General features: G+C 57.3%; 18 protein-coding genes. 12 read left to right on the forward strand and 6 right to left on the reverse strand.

The window, feature by feature from the left end:
- Positions 1-8: 8 nt before the first annotated feature.
- The 4 genes from L6758_RS06115 to L6758_RS06130 all read left to right on the forward strand — a co-directional run bounded on the left by L6758_RS06115 (position 9) and on the right by L6758_RS06130 (position 2,799).
- Positions 9-461, forward strand: coding sequence for a CrcB family protein (locus L6758_RS06115; RefSeq protein ID WP_237205145.1), 453 nt, complete (start codon positions 9-11; stop codon positions 459-461).
- 3 nt (positions 462-464) lie between these two features.
- On the forward strand, positions 465-866 hold the full coding sequence (locus L6758_RS06120) for a fluoride efflux transporter FluC (protein ID WP_237205146.1): 402 nt from the start codon (positions 465-467) through the stop codon (positions 864-866).
- Between the two features lie 79 nt (positions 867-945).
- Positions 946-1,569 carry a VanZ family protein gene (locus tag L6758_RS06125; RefSeq protein ID WP_237205147.1) on the forward strand — a complete coding sequence of 208 codons (624 nt, stop codon included), beginning with the start codon at positions 946-948 and terminating at the stop codon, positions 1,567-1,569.
- 267 nt (positions 1,570-1,836) lie between these two features.
- Positions 1,837-2,799: an MIP/aquaporin family protein gene (locus tag L6758_RS06130; RefSeq protein ID WP_237205148.1), complete on the forward strand. Its 963-nt coding sequence runs from the start codon at positions 1,837-1,839 to the stop codon at positions 2,797-2,799.
- Between the two features lie 85 nt (positions 2,800-2,884).
- Here the strand turns inward: L6758_RS06130 and L6758_RS06135 are convergent, their stop codons facing one another.
- The 4 genes from L6758_RS06135 to L6758_RS06150 all read right to left on the reverse strand — a co-directional run bounded on the left by L6758_RS06135 (position 2,885) and on the right by L6758_RS06150 (position 7,972).
- Complete coding sequence (locus L6758_RS06135) at positions 2,885-4,210, reverse strand: hypothetical protein (protein ID WP_237205149.1); 1,326 nt, start codon at positions 4,208-4,210, stop codon at positions 2,885-2,887.
- Positions 4,211-4,234: 24 nt separating this feature from the next.
- Entirely contained in the window at positions 4,235-5,464 is a 1,230-nt protein-coding gene (locus L6758_RS06140; protein ID WP_237205150.1) for an acetylornithine deacetylase, read from the reverse strand.
- A 39-nt stretch (positions 5,465-5,503) separates the two neighbouring features.
- Positions 5,504-6,025: a flavin reductase family protein gene (locus tag L6758_RS06145; protein ID WP_237205151.1), complete on the reverse strand. Its 522-nt coding sequence runs from the start codon at positions 6,023-6,025 to the stop codon at positions 5,504-5,506.
- A 279-nt stretch (positions 6,026-6,304) separates the two neighbouring features.
- The gene (locus L6758_RS06150; protein ID WP_237205152.1) at positions 6,305-7,972 is read right to left on the reverse strand and encodes an alpha-keto acid decarboxylase family protein; all 1,668 of its coding nucleotides are present in this window, start codon (positions 7,970-7,972) and stop codon (positions 6,305-6,307) included.
- A 295-nt stretch (positions 7,973-8,267) separates the two neighbouring features.
- Between L6758_RS06150 and L6758_RS06155 the strand changes: the two genes are divergently transcribed.
- The 5 genes from L6758_RS06155 (at position 8,268) to L6758_RS06175 (ending at position 13,824) form a co-directional block, all read left to right on the forward strand.
- Entirely contained in the window at positions 8,268-10,223 is a 1,956-nt protein-coding gene (locus tag L6758_RS06155; protein ID WP_237205153.1) for a DUF6541 family protein, read from the forward strand.
- 139 nt (positions 10,224-10,362) lie between these two features.
- On the forward strand, positions 10,363-11,100 hold the full coding sequence (locus L6758_RS06160) for a glycosyltransferase family 2 protein (RefSeq protein ID WP_237196037.1): 738 nt from the start codon (positions 10,363-10,365) through the stop codon (positions 11,098-11,100).
- Between the two features lie 2 nt (positions 11,101-11,102).
- A complete protein-coding gene (locus tag L6758_RS06165) occupies positions 11,103-11,528 on the forward strand; it encodes a DUF2304 domain-containing protein (protein ID WP_237196038.1) in 426 nt (141 codons plus the stop codon).
- Positions 11,518-12,393: a glycosyltransferase family 2 protein gene (locus L6758_RS06170; RefSeq protein ID WP_237196040.1), complete on the forward strand. Its 876-nt coding sequence runs from the start codon at positions 11,518-11,520 to the stop codon at positions 12,391-12,393. The genes L6758_RS06165 and L6758_RS06170 overlap by 11 nt, the downstream gene beginning before the upstream one ends.
- A gap of 108 nt (positions 12,394-12,501) precedes the next feature.
- Positions 12,502-13,824: a hypothetical protein gene (locus tag L6758_RS06175; RefSeq protein ID WP_237196042.1), complete on the forward strand. Its 1,323-nt coding sequence runs from the start codon at positions 12,502-12,504 to the stop codon at positions 13,822-13,824.
- Here L6758_RS06175 and L6758_RS06180 read toward each other — a convergent pair.
- Positions 13,821-14,813 carry a glycosyltransferase family 2 protein gene (locus tag L6758_RS06180; protein WP_237196044.1) on the reverse strand — a complete coding sequence of 331 codons (993 nt, stop codon included), beginning with the start codon at positions 14,811-14,813 and terminating at the stop codon, positions 13,821-13,823. The two genes, L6758_RS06175 and L6758_RS06180, sit on opposite strands and share 4 nt — an antisense overlap.
- A gap of 295 nt (positions 14,814-15,108) precedes the next feature.
- Here L6758_RS06180 and L6758_RS06185 point away from each other — a divergent pair, with 295 nt between their 5' ends.
- Both L6758_RS06185 and L6758_RS06190 read left to right on the forward strand, forming a co-directional pair.
- Positions 15,109-17,202 carry an acyltransferase family protein gene (locus L6758_RS06185; RefSeq protein WP_237205154.1) on the forward strand — a complete coding sequence of 698 codons (2,094 nt, stop codon included), beginning with the start codon at positions 15,109-15,111 and terminating at the stop codon, positions 17,200-17,202.
- A gap of 132 nt (positions 17,203-17,334) precedes the next feature.
- Entirely contained in the window at positions 17,335-18,657 is a 1,323-nt protein-coding gene (locus tag L6758_RS06190) for an MFS transporter (protein WP_237205155.1), read from the forward strand.
- Positions 18,658-18,741: 84 nt separating this feature from the next.
- Here the strand turns inward: L6758_RS06190 and L6758_RS06195 are convergent, their stop codons facing one another.
- Complete coding sequence (locus L6758_RS06195) at positions 18,742-21,018, reverse strand: NAD-glutamate dehydrogenase domain-containing protein (RefSeq protein WP_237205156.1); 2,277 nt, start codon at positions 21,016-21,018, stop codon at positions 18,742-18,744.
- Between the two features lie 256 nt (positions 21,019-21,274).
- Here L6758_RS06195 and L6758_RS06200 point away from each other — a divergent pair, with 256 nt between their 5' ends.
- The gene (locus tag L6758_RS06200) at positions 21,275-26,176 is read left to right on the forward strand and encodes an NAD-glutamate dehydrogenase (protein WP_237205157.1); all 4,902 of its coding nucleotides are present in this window, start codon (positions 21,275-21,277) and stop codon (positions 26,174-26,176) included.
- Positions 26,177-26,228 lie beyond the last annotated feature (52 nt).

Here is a 26,228-nt window from a genome sequence, read left to right on the forward strand (position 1 = left end):
ATGGGGGAATGACCCCTACATTTCGCGCAACCTGGCTCGTCTTTCTGGGTGGTGGAGCAGGTGCCCTGGTGCGGGCCCTGCTCCTGGCTGCCTTTCCCGTCTCTGGCACCCTACCCGTGACCGTGCTGGTGGTGAACTGGGTAGGGGCCTTCCTACTGGCTCTCTTGACGGGTGCCCTGCTTGCCGCTGCCCCGGGAGGGGTCTTATCGGCTCGTGCTGAAGAGCTCCGTCTTACGCTGGGCACCGGCTTTCTGGGTGGCTTCACCACCTACTCCACCTTCGCCCTCGCCCTGGCTCAGCTGACCCTGGACGGGCACTGGGGAGTGGCTGCCACCTACGCCCTGCTCTCGCTGGTTGGCGGCTACCTGCTGGCCTGGGCTGGTTGGCAGCTCGGGGGCAGATGGGGGAGGCACGGACGCCCGCCCCACGCCGGCAGGTCAGCTCGTGGAGCGGGGGAGTAGGGCATGGTCTACCTTTTGGTCTTTATCGCCGGTGGCGCAGGCGCTGCCCTGCGCCTGTGGGTTGATGCCTGGGTTAAGGCCCTTTTGTTAAGGCTCTGGCAAGTATCTATGCCGTTTGGAACATTCTTTATTAATGTCACGGGGTCTTTTCTTTTGGGCTGCCTTACCGGACTTCTTGCTGCCCATACTGAGCCTATTCCCGGTGCGGAAACTTTTGTAATTGCAGAAAATCTCACCCTCATTCTGGGAGTGGGCTTTTTAGGCGGCTACACCACCTTCTCCACCGCTCTGCTCGAAACCCTACGAGCCCCCGGTAAGCTGGCCACCGGCGTCCTTGCCCTCGGCCAATTACTTGCCGCAACCGCTGCCGCTGCGGCCGGGCTGACTCTGGGATTGTCTGCCTAGGCTCGTCCTGTTTTCTCTGTAAAGACCCAGCTAAGGCCGGTACACTCAATCACTCAGATTCTTGTTGATATATAAGGCTATGCGGTACTACTTCTACTTCTCGATTCCCGTGCTCCAGCAGGCGCTTTCCCTCTGGGCCCTGCTCATGGTGTTTATCGTGCCCGCCCTCTGGTGGTTTGGCCGCCACCTGCCTGCCCGCAGGCTCCTGCGCCGCATAGCTGCCACGGGCGTCCTGGTGCTTTACGCTACCGGGGTCATCGCCTACACCTTCCTACCCCTGCCCGATAACGACGTCTTTGTCTGCCCCGATGGCTGGGGCAGCACCTATCCCCGCTTTTCTTTGGGCTGGAGCATGGAGTTCGCCGTCGCCGCCAACGACAGCCTGCTCGGCGCCCTTTTCTCCACCTACGTGCTGCAGATGCTGCTGAACGTGCTGCTCTTTGTGCCCTTTGGCCTGCTGGCCCGCTGGCGCTGGGGGGCTAGTTTTCGCACCGTGCTCTTTGCTGCCTTTGGCACTTCGCTCGCGATCGAGCTGACCCAGCTGACCGGTATCTGGGGTTACTACGACTGCGCTATCCGAACCTTTGACGCCGAAGACATCTTCAACAACACCCTGGGTGCCGTACTGGGCTGGGGTGCCCTTGCCGCCTGGCAGTATCGTCATACCCTGCCCGGGCAGCTCCGCCGCCTTTTCGGGCGCTAGTGGGGCACAGGCGTCCGCCCCTAGAATCCCCGCGGACGCCCGCCCAACAGCCTCCCTGTCTTAGTGGGTGAACGCGCCGGTGGGGGCTTGGTCACAGCTCTTGGAAAAGAGGGCGATAAACCGCTTAAGTGTTAGAGCACTTTTACTCCTAAGCCTTGCCGCCAAAAACCCAATCATTCACACTTAAACCCAAGTGAAGCAAACTATGGGCTGAAGGGTCCGGCACCTGCCGGGGCATACTGGCCCCCGACACTTGCGGAGAAACACGTGAACACTATCAGCCCCTACCTGGCCGAATTCCTGGGCACCATGATTATGGTAACCATCGGCTGCGGCGTCATTGCCACCGTCGAACTACGCCGCTCCAAGGGCCACGGCGACAACTTCTTTACCATCGCCTTCGGCTGGGGCTTTGCCGTCACCTTCGGTGTCTACGCCTCCCACGCCTACTCCGGCGGCCACCTCAACCCCGCCGTCTCTATCGGCCTGGCCGCCTACGGGGAGTTCGACTGGGCCATGGTGCCCGGCTACATCATCGCCCAGGTCGCCGGTGCTATGGTGGGTGCGGGTTTCGTCTTCCTCAACTACCTGCCCCACTGGAAAGCCACCGCAGACCGTAAAATCAAGCTCGGCGTCTTTGCCACCGTGCCCGCCATTCACAACTACTTCACCAACGCCCTCTCCGAAATTATCGGCACCTTCCTGCTGGTCTTCTCAGCCCTCTATGTGGGCGTGAACTTCACCCCCATCCTTGAGGGTTCAGAGCTGGCGCTCAACCTGAATCACGTGCTCAAGCCCCTGGCCTTTGGTTTCTTGGTCACCGTGCTCGTGATTGGCCTGGGTGGCCAGACCGGCTTTGCCCTTAACCCTGCCCGCGACTTTGGCCCCCGCCTCATGCACGCCCTGCTGCCTATTCACGGTAAGGGAAGCTCCCGCTGGTACTACGCCTGGGTGCCGGTCTGCGCCCCTATCTCAGGTGGCCTGATGGGTGGATCCTTCTTCAAGCTCTACTACGACGGCCAGTTCTCACTCTTCCAGGTAGTGGGTGTTGTACTGGCTGTGGCTGTACTCGGGTTCGGTCTGTGGGCTAACAAGCACATGTACCGCTCCAAGTCAGCTGAGGTCCTGCCCCAGAGCGAGGACACCGAGGCGACCGCTGCGTCCGCTGCCGCCACCTATGTGCCCACCGGCCAGCTACCGGTCGTGCAGAAGCGGGCCTTCTGGGAGTAGTCTCCCACTCGGCGCTGTGCAGATTTCTTGGGCTGTGTGCAGGGTTTTCTCTGCACACAGCCCAAAAAGTCTGCACCGACCCTATCTAGGCGCGGTCTTGCAGCTCACTCCAGGGCTGGGTGCGGCTCACCAGATAGAGTTTGACGGTGTAGCCCGCACCCAGTTCGCTGGTGAGGGTCTCGCGCAGTCTCTCCCCCAGCTGCCGCCAGGCCCGGGTTGTGGGGTTGGTGGGGTCTTCCGGGTCCATTTCCAGGTCTTCCCAGAGGCTGGCCCAATTGCCCAGCAACTGCCGGGTGGACGGGGCCAGCTCAAGACCCTCGGCCAGACCTTTTCCGTCGGCGTACCAGAGGGGGAAGAACTCTCCCCAGTCATTGGCAAGGGCCAGGTGCACGGTCTCTGAATGCGGCCCGATACGCCACTGGGTCACCGGGGGTAGGCCGGGCTCTTCGTAGAGATCCCTGTGAATCGCCCGCACCAGAGGTTCTAGGGAAGAGGCGGCGCGGACGTCCGCTACCTCGTACTTGCCCCCGGTAAAGGGGAGGTTTTCCTGGGCCCCTACCAGCGGGGAGCCGTAGACAATATCCCAGTTGCCGCTGCGCTGAACATAAAGGGTCATGCTGTTGAGCCAACTCAGCTTCAGCACCCAGCAATCGGTATCGGTGCTGGCCGCACGACGCAGGGTGGCGGGCCTGTAGCCCTGTTGTGCCTGGGAGTAGTCCCTGTAGAACCCTTCGGGCCACAGGCTCTCAGGCCGTGCCCTGCTGGCGGTTGCTGCCAGGTCCCGCACATTGTCACAGGAGGGGCGGACGGGTACGAACCCCCACCAGCGCAGCGGAGATGCGGGCAGGGCTAGGGTTAGATCGACCTCTGATACCGTCTGGGTGGCAGAGGTGAGATAGGGCAGGTTGCTACAGCGGGTCACCACCCCGGGTGTGAGCCGGGGCCAGGTTGCCGGGTAGGGCTGGTTGCCCAGTTCCCGGTCAATGAGGGCGCGGACGCCCCGACAAAAGCCAGTAAGGAGCTCCAGCTCCTCGGTGAGTTCATCACCCGTAACGGCAGGCTGAAAGGTGCCCGGGCTGGTTTCGGTGAGGACGGGAAGCCCCTCCCCACCGAGTAGGGGAGCCGACGAGGCGGTAATCTGCCAGGTACCGGCGTCCGCGTACTCTCCGTGCCCAGCGCGATAGAGGGCGCTGACCTGCACCCCCGCCACGGTGTCGGGGCGGTAGGTGACGGTAATCTTCCCCCGGCCGGGCGGCTGGGGCAGGTGCTGTTCCACCTCTCCCTGGAGATAGACCAGGAGGGAGGGTTCACCCGCCCGCTCAAGGCTGACGGGAACCGTCAGAATACCGGCCAGGGCCGGGTGCAGGCCTGGCGCCGACGGGTAGGGAATAAAGTGATATGAGGCACTCATAGAGCCCAGTTTAGATACCCGGCCCTATTCCTGGCTAGCCCACTCCAGTACCTTGAGCATGAAGCGGTCGCAGGCCTTAATCTGGGCCAGTTCAATCCACTCATTGGGGGTGTGGGCCTGGGCGATATCGCCGGGACCGCACACCACAGCCTGCACCCCGCCATAGAGGGCGAACTGGCCAGCCTCAGTACCGTAGGTAACCTTCTGGGCCTCCACAGAACCGGGGCGCCCCGCCCACTCATTGGCCAGGGCAATAATCTCAGCACCGTCAGCGGTACCCAGGGCAGGGACGGCAGCCAGAAGCTCATGGGTAATACCCACAGCGTCAACAAACTCGCCGGGTGCAGCGCCAGCCAGGGCCTCAGCGTCCGCCGCCCGTGCCTTCAAGGCAGGAAGAAGATCATCGGCAATCTTGGCCTCAATCTGGGTAACGACCTCGTCGGTCGTCATCTGGGGAACCGTGCGGAAGTCATACTCCAGCACCACGTGCTCACCCACAATGTTGTACTGAATACCACCGCGGGCAAAGTTCACCCCGCCGGTGGAATAGGGCACCACAAACCCCTCATCAAAGGGACCTTCAGCCCGCCAGGTACCGGCCAGCTGCTCAAAGAAAGTAATAAACTCCGCCGCCTGCGCCAGGGCGTTAACCCCGTGAGGGCCCAGGGAGGCATGCTTGGCAATACCCTTGAAAGTCACCCGGCCGCGGTGGGCACCCTTATGGGCAGAAATAACCTGCATCATGGACGGCTCACCAATCACCGCAAAATCAGGGTTAATACCGCGGGCCTTAAAATCTTTGACCATAGCAGGCGCACCCACACAGCCAATTTCCTCGTCATAAGAAAAAGCGAAATGAACAGGCCTAGCCAGCTCGGCCTCAAGCAACTGGGGCAGCAGCCACATCGCCGACCCGATAAAAGACTTCATATCCGACGCCCCGCGCCCGTAAAGCTTGCCGTCCTTCACCAGGGGCGTGAAAGGGTCGGTGACCGTCCAGGCCTGGCCCTTAACCGGCACCACGTCCGTATGCCCCGACAGCACCACGCCGCCGTCCGTACCACCGTCAGCGGCGGGCACGGTCACAAACAGGTTGGCGCGCTCGCCATCCTCGCTGTAGGTGTAGTGCGGGGTCAGGCCGTGAGCCTCAAACTCAGCCGCCAACAGGTCGAGCACGGGGCGGTTGCTGGTCTGGCTGATGGACTGCGCGGCAATAAGCTTTTCAATCCAGGGAAGAGATGCAGGGAGTGTCATAGCACCAGTCTAAAACCCCGGGTCTGCCGGGGCGCTAGATTACAGGGCCGAGTGGTCACCCAGACCGTGGAAACGGCGGGCGTGGTAAACGGTGGGGGCTGCGTTGGCGTCGTGGCGGATGAAGTCGGTGACCTCAGCGGTAAAGACCACGGCAGGGCCCGCGTCGAGGGTACCCAGGGGGCGGACGCGCAGCACCCGGCTTACCCCGTGCAGCAGGGGTTCGCCGGTGGGTAGGCGGTCCCAGGTGGAGGTATCGCCAAACTTATCGGCTTTGCTGACCGAGAAGAGCTTGGCAATCTCGATGTTATCGGCACCAATCAGGTGAATCAGGAAGGAATCCGCGTCGATGATGCGGGCAGCCGAACCGGTGCGGTCCTTGAAAGAAAAAGACACGATGGGAGGCTCAGCAGAAACCGACGACAGGGACGAGATGGTCAGGCCACCCGGCAGCCCGTCGGAGCCCTCAGCGGTGATGATGGCAACGCCGGCTGCCTGGGCGCCGAAAGCCTCGCAGAAAAGTTCGGTGGCGGTCTTCTCGCTGATATTTACCTGGGTGGTCATGGTCGGTTTTCCTTTGTGCGGCTGCTTGGGGACTACAGCGCCGGGAGCGCTTGGTCTTCAGCCTAGGACTTCAGGTGCACCAAACCCTAGCCTTTCTCACATATTGCCCCTATGAGTAGAACTGTGACACTGTTACGTGCGCGGGCTGTAACAAAGAGTAGAAGCCGTAGCAGGTTGAGGAGGGCAGGCGTTCGTTGCCTAGCCCAGGTATAAGCCGGACGCACCCGCCCCGCCTTCGTATCTGAAGGTGGGGCGGGCGCGTCCTTGCGGGATCTTGCTCTACTTCTTCTTGTTGAGCTGGGCTGCCTGGGCGCCGAACTTCTCAAGCAGCTCGGGCATATCCATGGGTGCGGTGACCACCTCAATGAAAACCAGCTTGTCACGGTTCTCCTTAGCCACTCGGCAGGCCTCGTCGAACTCGCGAACCGTAGTAGCGCGTAGCGTGACGGTGTTAGAGTCGGTGCCACCGAAGGCCGCAGGAATCTTCGACCAGTCGTAGGCGGTGATGTCGTTGTACTCAGCCTCCACGCCGTGAATCGACCGCTCGATGGTGTAGCCATCGTTGTTAATCAAGAAGACCACCGGGTTCACGCCCTCGCGGATAATGGTGCCAATCTCCTGAATCGTCAGCTGGGCTGAGCCGTCACCCACCATCAGCACGCCACGGGAATCGGTATCGGCCATAGCCGCACCCAGCAGGGCCGGAATGGAGTAGCCGATAGAACCCCACAGGGGCATGCCGATAAAGCGGGAGTTGCGCGGGAACTTGCGGGTTGCCATGCCGAAGAAAGAGGTGCCCATATCGACCACAACGGTGTTCTTCTCGTCCAGGTTTGATGAGAGAACCCGCCACAGGACGTCCTGGGTCAGGGCTTCGTCGGTGATCTCAGGTAGGGGCTCGTCGGTGGTGGGCGCCTCAAAGGGGGTGCCCTTCAGGCCGAGCTCTAGGGACACCTCTTTAACGATGTTCAGGGCGCTGGCCATGGTGAGCGGGGCATAGTGGCGACCGGCGATGCTGGTGCTCTCAGCACCGATGTTAATAACCCGCCCAAAGTCTATCTGATGTGAGTATATGCCGGTTGTGGTATCTGTAAATTCCACGCCGGCGCAGACCAACACCTCTGCATCTTCTACTACCGCACGGGTATGTTCAGCCGACAGGCCACCCACGTAGATACCCGCAAAGTTGGGCTTGGTTTCGTTCAGCACAGCCTTGCCCCACATGAGGGACGCGAAGGGGAACTTGGTCTCGGTCACCAGGGCGCGGACGTCCTGCACCGCCCCCAGACGCTCAGCCATGATATCTGCCAGCACCGTCACGCTCTTGCCGCGCATGAAGTCGGTGACGGCGTCCTTGAAAAGGGCCTCAATATCGGGCGAGGAAACGTGGCTATCCACATCGAGCGGACGCGACGGGGGAGTGGCCGGCATGGTCGATACATCAACCGGCAGCATCAGGTAGCCGGGCTTACGGTGGATGACGGCGGTGCGGATGACGCGGTCGATATCGGTCGCAGCGGTCGCCGGGTGTAGAGCCGCAACGGCGGCAGATACCTCGGATGCCATACGCATAAAATGCTTGAAATCCCCATCGCCCAGGGTGTGGTGCATGCGCAGGTGGGAATTCTGGGCCGACAGGCTGGGTGCACCCACAATGTGAATCACGGGCACATTCTCAGCGTAGGATCCGGCTGTCGCGTTAATGGCTGATAGCTCACCCACGCCGTAGGTGGTCACCAGGGCACCCAGGCCTTTGACGCGGGCGTAGCCGTCCGCCGCGTACCCGGCGTTGAGCTCATTCGCGTTGCCCACCCAATCCAGCTTCTCGTGCGCCAGCACATCGTCGAGGAAGAAGAGATTAAAGTCCCCGGGCACACCGAAAACCTTGTCTACGCCCAGCTCAGCCAGACGGTCGAGAATATAGTTACCCACGGTATAGGTCATCATTGACTCCTTGGTATTAAACACAGCAGGTTATGTGACCTGCAACATTCATAACTAGTGTAGTGGGCTTCGCCCGCCCCACCATTGGGCGCCGAGCGCCTGAGTCTTAGCCTGGCGTGCAGAATCACATGTGAAAACCTTACGCAGGTCGATAACTCAGGTGGGATAGGTGCACATTACTAGACTAGACTCATGGTGGTAGAGATATCTTTTATGGGAAAGCCTAATGAACGTGGTGAGATTGGCGTATCTCGTATGTAGTTTTAGGTAATAACAGCAATTTGGAGGGCGGGGAGTCATGCAGTGGGTCGAAGTTGTACCTTGGGTGGTCTTCGGGTTGGGGGTAACTTTGGTGCCCGGTTACTGTGTGGCATGGATACTTCGCTTTGGTCCAGCGCTGCGAGTTGCTTTGGCCCCCGTATTTTCATTCGGGCTTCTAGGAATAGCTGCTGCTATTTTGGGTGCTCTTTCTGCTCGATGGAGTGTGACAAGCTATCTACTCGTATCTGTGGCAGTTATCGTAGCTTTATGTATTTTCCGATTAGTTTTAGGGGTAAGCCACAGTGGAAAGGAAATTGGCCATAAGGGGTCATTGCTGAATACCTTTGTGTATCCACTTGTAGGTTTTCTTATTTCATCTTTTCTCTTAATTACCCAGCTAATAAAAATTATTGGATACCCAGAAGCATTCTCACAGAGCTATGACAATATTTTTCACCTGAATGCAATTAGATGGATATTCGACTCAGGAGATGCTTCATCTTTTCATCTAGGTGGGATGATAACTCCCGACGGATCACCGTCATTTTATCCCGCATCGTGGCATGGGCTTGCAGCATTAATATTTAGTTTCTTTGGGGGGAGTCCTACTGTTTCAGCTAATGTTGTCACTATTGTTATTGTAGGATTTTTGTGGCCGTTATCTATGTGGGCACTTGCGGCTGTATTGATACCTGAGCGACCCCTGTTTATTGCGGCAACAGTTATGACTTCAGGTGTAGTTATCTCTTACCCAGGGCTGATGCTGAAGTGGGGAATATTGTATCCGAACATGCTTGGATACGCGATTCTTCCGGGATTTTTAGCAGTTCTTATTTTATGTGTGCAGTCTGTGGAGAATCTCCAATATGGAAACCTTGTCTTCCTGATTCCGTCAGTTATTTTGTCTGGAGTTGCTCTTGGATTTGCACATCCTAATGCAGTTACCGCGGCTGCGGTATTTATGATTCCCGTTATCTGTGCGATATTTGTGAGGGGATTTTCTCTTAATGAAATGAGCGGTCGGATAAATATTGCTTTTTCTGCTGTATCCTTCATTGCCTGTCTGGTAATCTGGTGGAAGGTTCGACCGGATAGTGCAAATAGTACCTGGGGTCCGACCTTGACGGACGGTCATGCGGTTGGTGAATTTTTAACAAACTCATATAATCAAAACTCTTCTCAGTGGTTGCTGTTTGTATTGACTGTTATAGGTATTGTCAATATATTTCGAAGCAAGAAAATGAGAACTATTGCTGTCTCTTGGGTCTTGATTGGTTTTCTGTACGTAGTTGTATCTTCTTGGGATGCAGATAACTCTTTGCGCATGTTGCTTACAGGGCCCTGGTATAACGATAAATACCGTATTGCTGCGCTAAGCTCTATTCCTGTCTCAATTATAGGCGGCTACGGTTTTTATGTTGTCATCGATAGTTTTGCTCGAAAAATTACAAGAATATTTAAATCTAAGTCGCGGCGAGGCGTAGTGAGTGTATCGTTTGTTCTGCTTGTTATAGGTGGGTGGGCGCTTGGTAGTTCAGAGAGCTTGAATAACGCCAATATTAGTGCTCATCGAGAGTTTACTGTTCTGCCTGACTCGTTGCTTCTAACGTCTGATGAGCTGAAAGTTCTGGATGTATTGCCAGATTATGTTCAGCCCGGTGAAGAAGTCTTAGTCGATCCCTGGGAGGGGGCTGCTTTGGCTTATGCGTTTGATGATATTCCTGTGACTTTGCGTCACTCCTTAAGCTCCTATGCAGAACCGTATGATGCCCTGTACTTGCATCTGAATGATTTATCAAACAACCCGGAGGTATGCCAGGAGGTCCATGAATCAGGGGTCTACTGGTACTTAGATTTTGAAGATACTCTAGCAATTGGCGAGCATTGGCAAGAGGCATACGTGGGGCTTGTAGATGTTATAGAGACCGATTATGTGCAAGCTGTGTATACCTCGGGAAATGTCGGTCTTTACCGGATTGTGGGTTGTGACTAGATAACTCTAAACTGCTTACCGGTAGCGGTGGATTTTATATCTAACTCCATCGAACTAGACCTTCGATACCTAGCTGTTAGACTGAGAAGACTCTTCAGATAACGGTACTTGAGCATTGTGACAGGAGCACGGGCTTTTCATGAGCGATAACACTTCATCGGTGTCACGTCCTAGCGTGCTGGTGATTATGCCTGCCTGGAACGAGGAAGAAGCCATTGGAGCTACGATTGCTGATCTTCGGGCTAAAGCCCCCTGGGTTGATTTGGTAGTTATCAATGATGGTTCAAAAGACAGTACTGCCCGAGTAGCCCGCCAAGCTGGTGCCTTCGTTATTGATTTGCCCTACAATATGGGCGTTGGTGCTGCTATGCGAACGGGGTATCGATACGCTCGCCGTATGGACTACGATATCGCAATGCAGATGGATTCAGATGGTCAGCACCCACCCGAGTTTATCGATACCCTCATTGAAGGTCTGAGCCGGGCCGATATTGTCATTGGTTCCCGCTTTGCCGCCTCTGACTCCTACAAAGTGCGGGGTCCTCGTAAATGGGCTATGAGCCTGCTATCTTTCCTCTTTACCCGTATCTCAGGTGAGAAATTTACTGATGTTACCAGTGGGTTCCGTGCAGTAAACCGCAGGGGTATTCAGCAGTACTGTGAATTTTTCCCTGCCGAGTATCTAGGCGACACTATTGACTCGACTGTTATGGCTATTCGTTCTGGCTGCAAGGTCATTCAGGTGCCGGTAGAAATGAGAGAGCGACAAGGTGGTACGCCCTCGTCAGGGCCTCTGAAGTCAGCTATTTACTTGGTACGTTCATTCTTCGCTTTCGGTATTTCCATGACGCGTAAGAAAACAGCCGGGGAGGGGTAAGTATGTCGTCAAATGTCTTTTTCCTAATTCTGGCGGTTCTCATCTTTATTATGGTTTTTGCCCAGGTGCGTAACCAGAAAATGAAAGAGAAATACGCTGCTCTGTGGTTGATTATTTCAGCTATTATTATTGTGGTTGCGCTTTTCCCCAAACTTCTATTCTTTCTTTCTGAGATTACAGGCGTAGTGGTTCCAGTAAATCTCCTTTTCCTTTTGGCTATTACTATGCTTATAGGCGTATGTTTACACCTCACTCTAGAGGTATCAAAATTAGCCGATGAGACTCGTGCTTTGGCTGAAGAGGTGGCTATTTTGGGCGCTACCATAGACCAAGGAAATGCTCATATAGTCGCTGAAGAGCAGAGAAAATTATCCAAATCCCCTGACAATACTTTTGTTTCAAACTCTGGAGAACATAATGACCGTTGATATTCTCTTCCCTTACTACGGCGACGTAGATTTTATGAAGCAGGCTGTGCGTTCTGTGTTGGGGCAGACCAACCCTGATTGGCGCCTGATCGTGGTAGACGATGGCTACCCTGATGACTCAATTCCTGGCTGGTTCGAGTCCTTGAATGATAAACGCATCACCTATATGCGTAACGAAAAGAATTTGGGCGCAAACGGTAATTACACCAAAGCCCTCTCTTTCGTCGAAAATGAGTTGGTAACGGTTATGGGCGCTGATGACGTCATGCTTCCCAACTATATTGACTGGTTCGTGCAGGCCGCAGAAGCACACCCCGCCGCCCAGATTTTCCAGCCGGGCTGCGTCGTCATTGATGAAAATAATGCCCTGTCAAACACTCTGGTTGAGAAGACCAAGGCCTACTACCGTCCTAACACCACCACTGAGCTGTCGGGTGAAGAACTTGCCGTGTCGATTCTACGCGGTGACTGGCTTTACTTCCCCTCTTTGGGCTGGCGCGCTGAGACTATCGTGGGTCTTGGTTTCCGTAAGGGACTAAACGTTGTTCAAGATATGGCTTTAGTGCTCGATGTAGCAATGAACGGTGGTTCGCTCTACTACGATGAGGCTGTTGCTTTCATGTACCGTCGTCACAAGGCTTCTGACTCATCTTGGCGTGCTTTAGAAGGTACTCGCTTCGACGAAGAACGCACCTACTTCAACACTATTGCTGATGAGATGGCAGCTAAGGGATGGAACAAAGCCGCTAAGGTAGCCCGAGTTCATTTCTCATCGCGTATGCACGCGGTAACTCTGCTGCCCAAGGCGGCTCTGGCAAAGAAGTGGACCGGGGTAAAGAATTTAGCTGTCCACGCTATTAAATAGTAAGGACATGGCATTTAGCGGCTGAGGAACATCTCGAACATGGGATACTTCTCAGCCGCTTTTTAGAGCCATAGACAGTGGCAGCGGAGGCAAGGAAGCAGTACAGATATGAGTGAAGTTAAAACAGACGAATCGGAACAGAAAGCGGGAATTACTCGTTGGGAGTCGCTGGCAATTTTGCTAGCCTCATTGACGGCAGCACTCTCTGCATTTGCAGCTACAGTAATTGCTCAGCGCAGTCTCTCTGCCGAACAGAATACAGAGTTTCTGCTGTTCTGGTCTCTACTATTTGGCATATTTGGTGTCATCGCCGGTATCCAGCAGGAAACTACCAGGGCTGTAGGAGCTGCTCGCCTTCGATCCTTGCAAGGAGCTGGCTCTCAGGGGGCGCGCGTCCTGCCAATAAGCCTGGGGGTGGGAGCGGTAATAGCCGCTCTTGTTGCCCTTTCTTCGGGGGAGTGGGCAGAAGACCAGATTCCTTCTACCGGTGGTGCCGGTGTGGCTCTCATTGTGCTGGGAGCAACCCTATATGCTGCTCACTCCGCTATGAGTGGTGCGGCTGCTGGCCATGAAAAGTGGTTCCTTTTCGCAGGCTTTGGCGGTGGTGAGGCAACTTGGCGTTTGGTAGCTCTGCTCTTGGTTGCTTTCACTGTGGGGGGATTGCTGGGGCTTGAAGCTGCGGTGGTATCAGCGAGCCTGCTGTGGCTGGTTCTGGTGCTTGTACTCCCGCAGGCACGGGAAGTTGCTGGATCCCGCGCAGATGTAGGGGGAAAGAAATACCTGCAGAATGTACTTTTTGCGATGGGATCTTCTGCTGCTTCAGCGGTGCTGACCGTAGCATTCCCAACTTTATTGAGTTGGAGTCAGGGGGAGAACCCCGAGCCGGTTGAAACTGCTACTCTTGGTTTTCTGATTTTGGCGGTTTCTATCACCCGCTCACCTATTATGATTCCGCTTCAGGCTTTCCAGGGAGTAGCGATTTCAGCGTTTTTGAAGCAGCGTCACCGCCCTGTTGCTGCCATGTCTAAACCGGCAGGTGCCCTGCTGGTTGTGGGCGCGGTAGGTGCTGGCGCTGCTTGGCTGGTAGGGCCGTGGTTATTCTCGCTGATCTACGAACGCAAGGACGATGCAGCTGCCGCTTACGATGCAGTTAACCAGGGATGGGTGCTTGGCGGTCTTACTTTCGCTTCGGCCCTTATGGCTTTGCTGGTACTTTCTGGTACTGCTGTCATTGCTTTGAATGCACATCGTTTGTACATTGCAGGCTGGGTTGTGGGAGCAGTAGTGACAACTACCCTACTATTCGTGCTTCCCCTCGACTTGATTGAACGGGCTATGGTGGCTCTCTATATCGGGCCTCTACTCGGATTCCTGACTCATCTCGCGGGAATGGTCGCAGTAGCTCGAACTGAGAGAGCTGTCGGTCGTTAGATACCGTAGGTGCGTCTAACGTAGGCGCCGTACAGAGTTCGGTAGAGCGCGGGAGATATCTTGAGCAGGGTTGCAGCAGCAGCATAGATGGGGCGCAAGCGAGCTGTAGCAACTACCTGCCCCCAGGTGATGTTCTGCCGGCAGGCTCGAATAACTGAGTCTGATTCAGGGCCACCAACCACCAGTGCTTGTTGGGCATTGTTGATGAACGTTAAAAGCCAAGAGACAGAGAAAGCGCGCTGGCCTTCCTGGGTAAGGAGCTCAGAACTCGCAGCGTCTTGAAGGTAAGTCATGAGCTGCTTACTCTCAGCAACAGGTGTAATTTTGCCCCAGGTCAGACCGCCTGCATCGACAGTGTACTCGTAGAGAGAAGTAGGGATAACGGCGACTTTAGTAGCTGCCGCGTAGGCATGTAGACAGTAGACGGCATCTTCTGCCCGATGAATATCTTCTGGAAAGCGTACCTCCGTTACAATCTCTGCACGGATTAGCTTGTCCCATACGTAGGGTGTGAGCTGATCTGACAGTAGCTCCAAGGCCGCTTGCTGGCCGGTGCGTACACCTGGAGTTCCGCGGAACCGGTCACGGGAGGTCCCGTCTGTTTCAACAAGGGTATGCCCAGCGACCACAACATCTGCAGCATGATTCTCTGCATAAGCATGTAAAGTCGAGAGAAAGTTAGGGCGGTAACGGTCATCTGAATCGAGAAAAGCCAGCCATTGGCCTCGGGCTTCGGCGAGTCCCTGGTTCCGGACGGCTGAGACCCCTCGATTGACGGGGTTATCAAAGACGCGGACGCGGGAGTCCGGGTTTTTTTCTAAAAAGGTAGCGATACGTTCGGCAGCATCATCGGGTGAGGCATCGATCATGATGAGTAGCTCAAAGTCCGGGTCGGTCTGAGCAAGCACGGACTCAACTGCTGCCACCACGCGATTACCGGTCTTGTAAACAGGCATGATGATTGAGGTACGGGGGTGCTCGCTGTTCATTATTTCCTTGCCTATAGAGCTACTGCTGGAAGGACCCATCACAAGGTCTAATAGTTTCATGTGATAGAATTCCCGGGATATTGCATAGGTGCATGTTCTCAGCATCAAGATCTAATCAGAATGCCGAGGCAGCCCCTCTCTGGAAATCCTACCGTTGCTTCCTCGGCAACGTAGGATTTTTCGCTTTTACCGCACCTGCTTGTGGCTTCTGCCATAATTGCAGGCTGAATCACACAGAAGTTATGGCTAGATAATGAATCGAAGAGCGCACAGGTACACCCCCCGAGGTCGTTTTTTGGAGCAACCCAAATTCAGGCCAGAAGTGCAAGGCCTCCGCTCCCTGGCGGTCCTTCTCGTGGTTATGTACCACGTCTGGTTCGGGCGGGTTTCAGGCGGCGTTGACGTCTTTCTCTTCATTTCAGCCTTCCTGCTTTCGCTATCGTCTCTGCGTAAAATACAAGAGGGCAAACCCCTTAAAATTTTCAGCTATTGGCTGCATGTTTTTCAAAGACTGTTACCCGCTGCCGCAACTGTTATTGCGTTAACAGCAATTGCTTCGTACCTGATTTTGACGCCATCGCGGTGGGCAGGGGTTTTGGCAGATGCTAAAGCAGCACTCTTCTATTTCCTTAACTGGCGTTTAGCTTTTAACTCGGTGGACTACTACGCACAAGATGCCACCACTAAAACCCCTTTCCAGCACTTTTGGTCTCTCTCAATGCAGGGCCAAATCTTTATCCTCTGGCCCTTATTGTTTGCCCTTGTCGCTTTCCTGGTGGGTTACCTGCGGGTCAAAGTATTGCCGACCGCGTTGTTAGTCTTTGGAACTGTATTTGTTTCGTCGTTAACTTTCTCTGTCATCGAGACATACTCCAACCAGTCCTTTGCCTACTTCGACACCCGTACGCGCCTCTGGGAATTTGCAGCGGGGACCCTGCTTGCCATGCTTCTACTTGCCTGGCGAGTACCTAAGTCTCTACGCCTGGTGATGGGATGGCTTGGTGTCATCGGTCTAGTTACCTGTGGCTGGCTCCTACCTGTCCAACAGGCATTTCCCGGCTACCTAGCTCTTTGGCCTCTTCTGTCAGGTGCTTTCGTCATCGCTGCTGGGCAGACCGGGTCTAAGTTTGGCGTTGACCGCTTACTCTCATCTGCTCCCCTTCAAAAAATGGGTGCCATATCCTACTGTCTCTATCTGGTGCACTGGCCCGTATTGATTCTCTACACCACTAGCGCTGGAAAGGAACATGCCGGTTGGGTGGATGGGTCTATCATTATCCTTGCCTCTATCGGTCTTGCATGGCTACTACACAATATTGTCGAAAAGCCTTTGCGTGCCTGGGAAAAAAAGCCCCGTCATCGTAGTAAGCGTGCAATGTCCCAGAATACCCCCTGGGCTGTTGCTAAAACACAGGCTACAAATAAGTTCTGGGTGCGTCCTCTTGCCGTTATCGCTGTGTGTCTAGCTCTATTGGGGGGAGCTCTTACTGCTGGACAAAGTTGGGTCCAGTACCAGTACAATCAACAGCTTGCGTTGGCTGAGACCGCTGGTAGTGATAATTTTCCTGGTGCACGAGCCTTGAAAGAGAGTTATGCACCGTATCGTTATCAGCCGATTCCCTCTGTCGACTTGATGACTCAATACGATGGGGGTGCGAATACCTGTAGTGGTGCCTTTGCTCCCATCAATCCTGGTCTCGAATCATTTTGTACCTATGAACAGTACGGTGATGTAGATGCGCCGTTAACCATGATTGTGGGTGCTTCTCACTCAGGGCAAGCCGTTGCGATGTGGCGAGAAGTTGCTAAAGAAACCCAAACAAACTTTATTGATATGCACCTGGGTGGTTGCTACTTCCCCATTGATACCGATAACGACCCCCAATGTGATTTCTTGAATTCTGCTCTGACAGAAGAAATCCTAGATATTGCTCCGGATACTGTCTTAGTAGTAGCAACCTATACGAATGGGTTCGATAACCAAGAAATTGTTCAACTTGGCTTAGAAGATCAGGTTAAAACCCTCACGGATGCTGGTATCAATGTGGTTGCTTTACGCGATAATCCGCGGTACAACTACGACGTATATGAATGTGCTCAGCTTAACAGGTCAGACGCTCAAAGCTGTGGGGCTCCAGTCATAGAAAAGGTTGCTGAGGTTAATCCAGCGCTTAGCCTTAGTGTCGGGAACCCACACGTTTACCAGGCAGATTTAACCGAATATTACTGCCCTAACGGTTACTGTGAAGCGATTATCGGCAATATATACGTTTACATGGATAACAATCACATTAGCCGTGCATATGGAAAAACAGTTGGCCCTTATCTCTTGGAGCAGCTTCGATCCCAGGGCTGGGACCCCTCTGCTCCTAACCCGACGGACGAATAACCACCATACGAAATACGGGCGCCCCAGCTTTGACCAGCCGGGGCGCCCGCGCATACGCTCAGGGTACTACCGTACGCACATACGCCGGGCAGGGCTAGCCGAGCCGGGCGTCCGCACCCCTGCAGGAAAACTATGACCGCACCCGCAACCCCGCAAAAACGCCCGCGGAAGGCCGCCCTGGCCTCCTGGATCGGTTCCGCCCTTGAGTACTACGATTTCGCGGTTTTTGGCACAGCCGCAGCCCTGGTGCTTAACCGTATTTTCTTCCCCGAAGACTCCGACGCCGCTGGCATCCTCAAATCCATGATGGTACTGGGCGTCGCCTATGTGGTTCGCCCCTTCGGCGCTATGCTGATGGGTCCCCTGGGGGATAGGTTCGGACGCCGCTTCGTGCTCATGCTGACCCTCTTCATGATGGGCGGGGCGACCTTTGCCATCGGCTGCCTGCCCACCTACGACCAGGTGGGGCTGCTTGCCCCCGCCCTGCTGGTACTGTGCCGGGTCTTCCAGGGGTTATCGGCGTCGGGTGAGCAGGCGTCCGCTATCTCAATGTCGCTGGAACATGCCCACGACCACCAGCGGGCCTTCACCACCTCCTGGACCCTGCACGGCACCCAGTTCGGTTCCCTGCTAGCAACGGCAGTCTTCCTGCCCTTTGCGGCCCTGCCCGAAGAAGACCTGCTCAGCTGGGGTTGGCGCGTACCCTTCTGGCTTTCGGCTTTCGTGCTGGTAGCTGCCTGGCTGATTCGCCGCCGTCTCGAAGAGGCCCCCTCCTTCGTTGAAACCCAGGCCCAGCAGGTGATTGACCCGGCCCGCCGTAAGGCGCCGCTGGCTCTTGTCTTCACCCGCCACAAGCGGGCGGTGGCGGTGGTGGCCCTGTGCGCCATGGTCAATACCGTGAACATGGTCTTCACAACCTTCTCAATCTCTTTTGCCACCAAGGGTCACGGAATTGATTCGGGCATTATGCTCTGGGTTCCTATTGCCTCTAACGGCCTGAGCCTGCTCGCTATCCCGCTCTGGGCTACGGTCGCCGACCGGGTCGGCCGCAAACCCATCTTTGCTACCGGCGCCCTGGTCGCTGGTGGGCTCATGTTCCCCTACCTGCACGCCATCACAAGCGGCAACATTGTTCTCGTATTCGTGTTTGGTGTGCTCATGCACGGGGCTTTCTACTCCATGGCCAACGGTATCTGGCCGTCCTTCTACGCTGAAATGTTCCCCACTCGGGTGCGGGTGACCGGCCTGGCCCTGGGCACCCAGATTGGTTTTGCCCTGTCGGGTGGTATCGCTCCTGCAGCCGCAACGGCTCTTGCCGGGGACGATTTTGGCAACTGGGTAGGCCCCGCCGCCTTTACCCTGGGCATGGCTGCCCTGGCAGCTACGGCCGCTTTAACTACTCGAGAGACCGGGAAGCTCTCCCTAGCCGAGGTTGATCGGGTGCAGGAGCGCTAGTTTTTCTGAGGGTAAGGACGTGCCCGCCCCGGCTTCTGTGAGCCGGGGCGGGCACGTCCTTGTTCAAGGGAGCTTGAGGTAACCCTACTTGCTTGCGAGCTTGGCTTCGATGGCCTTGCGGAGGGCCTGTGCTCCTTCGACCCAGGCGTCGAAGTCGCCGTTACCCTCAATGTCGGGTAAGGCGCCAGCTTCGAGACGGGCTGCGCGGAAGGCGCGGGCGATATCGTTGACCGAAGCCCCGTGCTTCTTCTTCATCTCGTACACGAAGGTGATACCCGCGTGGTTGATCATACGGTTAGCTGCGCGGGTTGCGATGATTTCGCTGCGCAGGGGGTGCTCGTCGAAGTAGGAGCCAAACTTCTCGGTAGCGGGAGCCGGGAAGTAGTCAGCCAGGACGTCGCTGAGGTCGAGGTCGGGCTCATCGGCGTAGCCGCTGTTAACAAGGGCTGCGGTGAGGTCGATCTTTGCGTAGGCGGTGAGTACCGAGAGTTCGGGGCTGGTGAGGGGGACGTGCGCTTCTGCCCGGTCTGCCAGGTCGGCATCTGAGGGGAGCAGTTCAACTTCGCGGTCAAGGTGCACGGTCTCGGTGAGGTAGTCCATGAACTCGCCCGCAATGTCGTTGGTGTTGAAAGCTTCGGTGCGTTCTGCCTGCAGGAGTACGTTCTGCTCCAGGTTGGACCGCAGCACGCGGCGACCTACTTCTTCGACCTGCTCAGCGATGAAGTTGGCGCGTTCGCCCTCGTTGAACTGGCCCGCTTCAATGGCGCGGCCCATGAGGATCTTGAGGTTGACTTCGCGGTCTGAAGTTTCAACGCCGGCAGAGTTGTCGATGGCGTCGGTGTTGACGAGAATGCCGCCCGCTGCTGCCTCGATGCGGGCTCGCTGGGTGAGGCCCAGGTTGCCGCCTTCGGAGATGACGCGGACGCGCAGCTCGGGGGCGGTAATGCGGAGCTTATCGTTGGTGGAGTCGCCGACCTGGGCGTCGGTTTCTTCAGTGGAGCGGACGTAGGTGCCGGTTCCGCCGGTGTAGAGCAGGTCTACAGGGGCTTTGAGTAGGGCGGTAATGAGCTGGTCACCGCTCATAGTTTCGGCAGCGTCGTCAAGGCCCAGGGCCTCGCGCATCTGAGGAGTGACCTCGATGGCCTTGTCTTTGCGGGAGTAAACGCCGCCGCCGGCTGAGATGAGGTCGCGGTTGTAGTCGGTCCAGTAGGCGCGGGGCAGGTTGAAGAGGCGCTGACGTTCGGCAAAAGAAGCAGCTGCATCGGGGTTGGGGTCGACGAAGATGTGGCGGGAGTCGAAGGCGCCAATCAGGCGGATGTGCTCTGAGAGCAGGGCGCCGTTGCCGAACACATCGCCGGCCATGCCGCCGATACCCACCATAGTGAAGTCTTCAGCCTGAGAATCGTGCCCCAGGGCAGCGAAGTGGCGCTTGACAGATTCCCAGGCGCCGCGGGCAGTAATACCCATTTCCTTGTGGTCGAAGCCGACTGAGCCACCGGAGGCAAAAGCATCGCCCAGCCAGAAGCCGCGGTCTAGAGAGATGCTATTAGCGATGTCTGAGAAGGTGGCAGTGCCCTTATCAGCGGCAACGACCAGGTAGTGGTCGTCCTCATCAAGAGCCACCACCGCGTCGGGGCGCACGATGGTCTGTTGGCCGTTGTTGGTTACCAGGTTATCGGTGACATCGAGCAGGGAAGAGATGAAGAGCTTGTAGGCAGCTACACCCATCTCGTTGTACTTATCCTGCTCAGCGTCGCGGTCGGGCAGGTTCTTGGGCACAAAACCGCCCTTGGATCCGGTGGGGATAATGACGGCGTTCTTGGTGACCTGAGCCTTAACCAGGCCGAGCACCTCGGTGCGGAAGTCTTCGGGGCGGTCGCTCCAGCGCAGACCACCGCGAGCAACCTTGCCAAAGCGCAGGTGCACACCTTCGAGGGCGTCACCTTCGACAAAAATTTCAAAGAGCGGCTTGGGAAGGGGGGCAAAAGAAACGTCGCGGGTTGAAATTTTTAGGGCGATGGTTTCTTTACCCTGATAGGCGTTGGTGCGAACAGTCGCGAGGACGACCTCAAGCAGCTTGGTGAAGAAATCCTGGGTTTCGTCGTCCAGCTTTTCGATATCGGCGCGCACGTCTTCAGCCGCTGCGCGCTGGGAGGCGCGGCGGGCGTCCGCGTCCTTGTCGAGGGCGGGGTCGAAGCCGGTGCTGAAAATGCTGGCGATGCCTTCGGTGATGGTGGGGTTGTCAGCAAGAGCTTTGCTCATGAAATCCGCAGTGAAGGGGGCTCCGAGCTGCAGGAGATAGCGGGAGTAGGCGTGCAGAACCTTTGAGGAGAGAGCTGAACTGGTAGAGGCTGACATCATCTGCCCTTCTAATCGGGGAGGGCACCTTAGTACCCTGGTGGAAATTCCAGCATAAGATGTGGGGAAGAAACCTGGCGATAGTGTTTTTGCAATGTGAGACTGTGTGTCTCGTATATGAAGAGAGCTGCTGAAGGCAGCTCTCCCTGGGTGTTGAGGTTCACTCCCACGGGCTTCCCGACTACTATGTAAGTGGAACACACACTTGCGTTCCCAGATATCACAACGGAGTGACATCCGCCCAGCGAAAGGCAAACCCTTGCTCACGAACGATCGTTCAGCCCACTGGTCCGGTAGCGAAGACTGGATCAACGAATACTACCGTCACAGCTCAGCTGACGAACTCGAAGGTCTGAGTGACCAGCAGCTAACCAACCTTGCCCAGGCCCACCGTACCCTGGCGGATCAGCGGGTAGCCGGTGAAGCCCTGATTTCAGTGAGCAACGATGACGCTGGCAGCACTCTCTTTATCGTTGTAGACGACACCAGCTTCTTAGTCTCATCTATCACCGCTCAGATTGCCGCAAACTGGGGCGGTATTTCAGGGCTCATCCACCCCACCTTTGTCGTAGAACGAGACTCAAACGGCCACCTGACCAGCGTGACCGGCACCGGCTTTAAGCAGCCCGTAGCAAGCGGTGACACCGTTTCTATGCCCATTCTGCGTGATGCTGCCACCGGCAACATCGGTGCTGGGGCCACCATCGAGTCGTGGATTGCCGTCCGCCTCACCTCCCGCGTTGAAGGTGAAGACGTTACCCGCCTTGAGCAGGAAATCCGCTCCATTCTGATCGACGTGCGCCGAGCTGCCCGTGACAACGACGCCATGGCAGCCCGCACCCTCGACATCGCAGAAAAATTGGGCGAACTCACCGACGTTACCCTGGGCGGCGCTGCCCACTACACCGGTTCCATCAACTCCGATGCCGACCCCATGACCCGCATCGAATCGGTCCAGGAATTCCTGCGCTGGCTTACCCGCGGCAACTTCCTCTTCATGGGCATTAAGGAACGCGACCTTTCAGGTCGCTCAGGCGACCTGCTGCTGACCGACCGTGACGGCTCTGGCCTGGGTATTCTTGCCGATACCGGAGAAGGTGACCCCATCGTCCTCACCGGTCTGGGCCTTGAAAATGCCCGCGACCCCAAGCCCCTCTACATCACCAAGGCCAACTCTCGCTCCACCGTGCACCGCCACGAGTACCTGGACTACATCGGTGTGCGCGACTTTGACCGCTCCGGCAAGATTGTGGGTGAATACGTCATTCTGGGTCTCTTCTCCCGCCAGGCGTACTCTCTGCCCGCCGTCGAAACCCCTCTGGTGCGTGAGCGCGTTGCCATTATGCGCCGCCACCTGGGCTACCAGCCGGGCTCCCACTCCGATAAGACCCTGGCCGGCATCATTGAGGACTACCCCCGCCTCGAGCTTCTCCACGCTGACCTACAGGAACTTACCGATACCTTCCGTGGCATCATGGGGCTGGAAGAACGCCGTACCACCCGCCTCTTCCTGCGTCCGGACGCCTTTGGCCGCTTCGTCTCCGCCACGGTCTTCCTGCCCCGCGACCGCTACAACACCCACGTGCGTCAGCGCCTGGAAGCTGTCTTCCACGAGTTCATCGACATCGAAAGCCTGGACTTCGAGGTCTACCTTTCTACCTCATCCCTGGCCCGTATCTTCTTCCGCCTGCGCCTCACCACCCCCAACACCATTCCGGCTCTGGACGCCAAGGCGATTGAGCGCCGCCTGCAAGAAGCTACCCGCTCCTGGGGTGAAGCTACCGCCGCTGCCGTTGAGACAGCAGCTGCCGGCGAAGGTTTGAGCGCCGAGGACGGCCGTGCAGCCGCCTCAGCTTGGTCTGAGGCTGTGCCCATGACCTACCGCGCAGACTACGAGGTTGAGAACGCTGTTGAAGATATCAGCATTTTCGAATCCCTGAGTGAGGCTCAGCCGGCTGCTATCCGCATGGGGGAGCGCCAGGATCGCACCCGCGTAAAGACCTACCTGGCCAGCGCCCACACCCTCACCGAGCTGCTACCCGTGATGCAGAACATGGGCCTGGTCGTTATCGATCAGAAGCCCTACGACATCACCCCGGCAGACGGCCGCAGCTTCTCCCTCTATGACTTCGGTGTTGAACTGCCCGAGGGCGTGGAGGCAGATAAGGTCGCCACCCTCTACGAGGACGCCCTGAACGCCTACCTGTTGGGCAAGCGCGAGTCCGACAGCCTGGACCGCCTGATTCTGGCAGAGGGGCTGACCTGGGAGCAGGTCCGCGTGCTGCGCGCCTACACCCACTACCTGGTGCAGCTGGGGCAGGTCTACACCGCAGAGTTCATGTCTGATACCCTGCTGGCTTACCCCGCCGCTACCCGCCTACTCGCCGACTACTTCGCAGCTAGCTTCGACCCCGATGCCGAGTTCGCAAGCGACGAGCAGCGCGAGGACGCCCGTGAGCAGGTCTGGCGTGAACTGGGCGGCGTCCTGGATGCCATCCCCACCCTCGACGTGGACCGCTTCATGCGCTCCCTGGCCGCCGTCATGAAGGCGACCCTGCGCACCAACGCCTACCTCGACCGTCCTGCCCTCGCCCTCAAGGTGGCACCCGGCCAGATCGACTTTGCGCCCCTGCCCCGCCCCACCTTCGAAATCTTTGTCTACTCACCCCGCGTTGAGGGTGTGCACCTGCGCTTCGGCTCCGTTGCCCGCGGTGGCCTGCGCTGGTCTGACCGCCGCGAAGACTTCCGCACCGAGGTGCTCGGCCTGGTCAAGGCCCAGATGGTCAAGAACGCCGTCATTATCCCCACCGGTGCCAAGGGCGGCTTCTACCCCAAGCAGCTCCCCAATCCGGCCCTCGACCGCGACGCCTGGATCACCGAGGGTCGGGAGTCCTACAAGGTCTTCATCGCCTCCCTGCTCGATGTCACCGACAACCTGGCTATCGAGGCTGACGGCAGCGAAACCGTCGTGCACAACCCCCGCGTTATCGCCCGCGACGGCGACGACTACTACCTGGTGGTCGCTGCCGATAAGGGCACCGCGTCCTTCTCAGACACCGCTAACGCTATTAGCGCTGACTACGGCTTCTGGCTGGGCGATGCCTTCGCCTCCGGCGGCTCTGTCGGCTATGACCACAAGGCCATGGGTATTACCGCCCGCGGCGCCTGGGAGTCGGTCAAGCGCCACTTCGCTGAGCTGGGTATCGACTGCCAGAGCGAAGAATTCACCGCCGTCGGCATCGGCGATATGAGCGGTGACGTCTTCGGTAACGGCCTCATGCGATCCCGCGCGACCCGCCTGGTCGCTGCCTTCGACCACCGAGACATCTTCCTCGACCCCAACCCCAACGCCGAGGTCGCCTTCGACGAGCGCGTACGCCTCTACAACCTGCCCCGCTCGTCCTGGCAGGACTACAACCCCGAGCTCATCTCAGCCGGTGGTGGCGTCTACTCGCGCGGCGCTAAGTCAATCCCGATCTCTGACCAGGTACGCGAAGTGCTGGGCCTAGACGAAGACGTAACTGAGATGGCTCCGCCCGAACTGCTCTCCGCCATCCTCAAGGCCCCCGTTGACCTGCTCTACAACGGCGGTATCGGCACCTACGTCAAGGGTTTTGCCGAGACCCACGCTGCCGTAGGCGATAAGGCTAACGATGCTATCCGTGTGAACGGTCGCGACCTGCGCGCTCGCATCGTGGGTGAGGGCGGCAACCTGGGCTTTACCCAGCTGGGTCGTATCGAAGCTGCCCGTGCCGGCATCCTCATTAACACCGACGCGATTGACAACTCTGCCGGTGTAGAGACCTCAGACCGCGAGGTCAACATCAAGATTCTGGTTGACCGCCTAGTCACCGCCGGTGAGCTATCTGCCGAAGAACGCGCAGGCTTCATCGAAGCCCAGCGTGAGGACGTTGGTGCCCAGGTTCTGCGCACCAACGTGGAACAGAACGTGCTGTTGCAGGCTGAGCGTCACGGCGTGGTGCCCGGTGTAGAGGCCTACATCCGCCTGATCCACGACCTGGAAGAAAACGCGGGCCTCAACCGCGAGGTGGAATTCCTGCCCACCGACGAGGAAATTCGTGAACGCTACGAGGCCACCGGTGAAACCCTTAACGGGCCTGAGCTGGCTGTTCTTGCTGCCTACGTGAAGATTCACCTCACCGCAGAGCTTGAGAAGACCGACCTGGCAGATGACCCCTACCTGGCCCGTGTGCTTACCGAGTACTTCCCGCCCGCCCTGGTCGAACGCTTCGGTGAGCACCTAGAATCTCACCCCCTGCGCAAGCAGATTATCTGCACCCGCGTAGCCAACGAGATGGTTAATCTGGGTGGCATCACCCATGTCTTCCGCGCGGTGGAAGAAACCGGCGTGGGGGTAGACGCCCTGGCACGCGCCTTCTACGTTTCACGTGAAACATTTGGCATTGGCAACTCAGCGCGGTTGCATCGCGAGCTTCCTGCCTCTGTTCCTCTGGAAGGCTGGCAGGCCGTTATCAAGGACTGGCAGCGTGTGCTCGACCGCCTGGCCCGCTGGTTTGCGGCCGAACGTTCGGTGGTTGTGGGCACGCCCATCGCCGAGATGGTTGAGCGCTTCAAGCCCGTTGCAGAGCTCATTCCTTCACTCAAGGACTACTTCTCAGAGAACACCCGCGCTCGCGTTCGCGCTATGCGTGACCAGGCTGAAGGGTGGGGTCTGCCTGAAGAACTCATCGTCAACTGGATTCGCGAGTTCGAAGCTTTCGCCCTCATGGACGTGGTTCGCATTGCCGAAGCTCACGGCCTCTCCACCGAACAGGTTGCCCGTGTCTACTACTCGGTTTACGACCGCTTCCAGGTAGACCTGCTGCTGACCACTATCTCCAAGCTGCCGCGTAATGACCGCTGGGAGACTCTGGCTCGTTCCTCCCTGCGCGATGACCTCTACGAGATCGCAGCCTCCCTGGCGCTCAATGTCGTCCAGGAGGTCGGCGAAGGCGTTGCTGCTGGGGCCGAGAGCGGTGACGCTGCCCTGGCTCGCTGGGTAGAGAACCACCCCGTCCGTATGGGCCGTGTGGACTCCATGCTGGCTGAGATTCAGGACGCCGCCCCCGGCGCCGACGGCCGCCCCCGCCTGGCCGTCCTGCAGGTAGCCCTGCGCACCCTGCGCGGCGCGGTCAGCTAGGCCTCGGTTTATACACAGTAGCCCATGCCTTCTCTCTTGATTTCCAGTGGTT

It is taken from the genome of Rothia nasimurium, assembly GCF_928382285.1.
Lineage (GTDB): Bacteria > Actinomycetota > Actinomycetes > Actinomycetales > Micrococcaceae > Rothia > Rothia nasimurium_E.

Excerpts from the sequence above, each read along its gene's own strand:
- L6758_RS06150 (WP_237205152.1), bottom strand. The coding sequence starts at position 7,972 with ATGATGACCTATACCGTGGGTAACTATATTCTCGACCGTCTGGCTGAG.
- L6758_RS06190 (WP_237205155.1), top strand. The coding sequence starts at position 17,335 with ATGACCGCACCCGCAACCCCGCAAAAACGCCCGCGGAAGGCCGCCCTG.
- L6758_RS06125 (WP_237205147.1), top strand. The coding sequence starts at position 946 with ATGCGGTACTACTTCTACTTCTCGATTCCCGTGCTCCAGCAGGCGCTT.
- L6758_RS06170 (WP_237196040.1), top strand. The coding sequence starts at position 11,518 with ATGACCGTTGATATTCTCTTCCCTTACTACGGCGACGTAGATTTTATG.
- L6758_RS06165 (WP_237196038.1), top strand. The coding sequence starts at position 11,103 with ATGTCGTCAAATGTCTTTTTCCTAATTCTGGCGGTTCTCATCTTTATT.
- L6758_RS06195 (WP_237205156.1), bottom strand. The coding sequence starts at position 21,018 with ATGATGTCAGCCTCTACCAGTTCAGCTCTCTCCTCAAAGGTTCTGCAC.
- L6758_RS06145 (WP_237205151.1), bottom strand. The coding sequence starts at position 6,025 with ATGACCACCCAGGTAAATATCAGCGAGAAGACCGCCACCGAACTTTTC.
- L6758_RS06120 (WP_237205146.1), top strand. The coding sequence starts at position 465 with ATGGTCTACCTTTTGGTCTTTATCGCCGGTGGCGCAGGCGCTGCCCTG.
- L6758_RS06140 (WP_237205150.1), bottom strand. The coding sequence starts at position 5,464 with ATGACACTCCCTGCATCTCTTCCCTGGATTGAAAAGCTTATTGCCGCG.
- L6758_RS06115 (WP_237205145.1), top strand. The coding sequence starts at position 9 with ATGACCCCTACATTTCGCGCAACCTGGCTCGTCTTTCTGGGTGGTGGA.
- L6758_RS06155 (WP_237205153.1), top strand. The coding sequence starts at position 8,268 with ATGCAGTGGGTCGAAGTTGTACCTTGGGTGGTCTTCGGGTTGGGGGTA.
- L6758_RS06135 (WP_237205149.1), bottom strand. The coding sequence starts at position 4,210 with ATGAGTGCCTCATATCACTTTATTCCCTACCCGTCGGCGCCAGGCCTG.
- L6758_RS06160 (WP_237196037.1), top strand. The coding sequence starts at position 10,363 with ATGAGCGATAACACTTCATCGGTGTCACGTCCTAGCGTGCTGGTGATT.
- L6758_RS06175 (WP_237196042.1), top strand. The coding sequence starts at position 12,502 with ATGAGTGAAGTTAAAACAGACGAATCGGAACAGAAAGCGGGAATTACT.
- L6758_RS06180 (WP_237196044.1), bottom strand. The coding sequence starts at position 14,813 with ATGAACAGCGAGCACCCCCGTACCTCAATCATCATGCCTGTTTACAAG.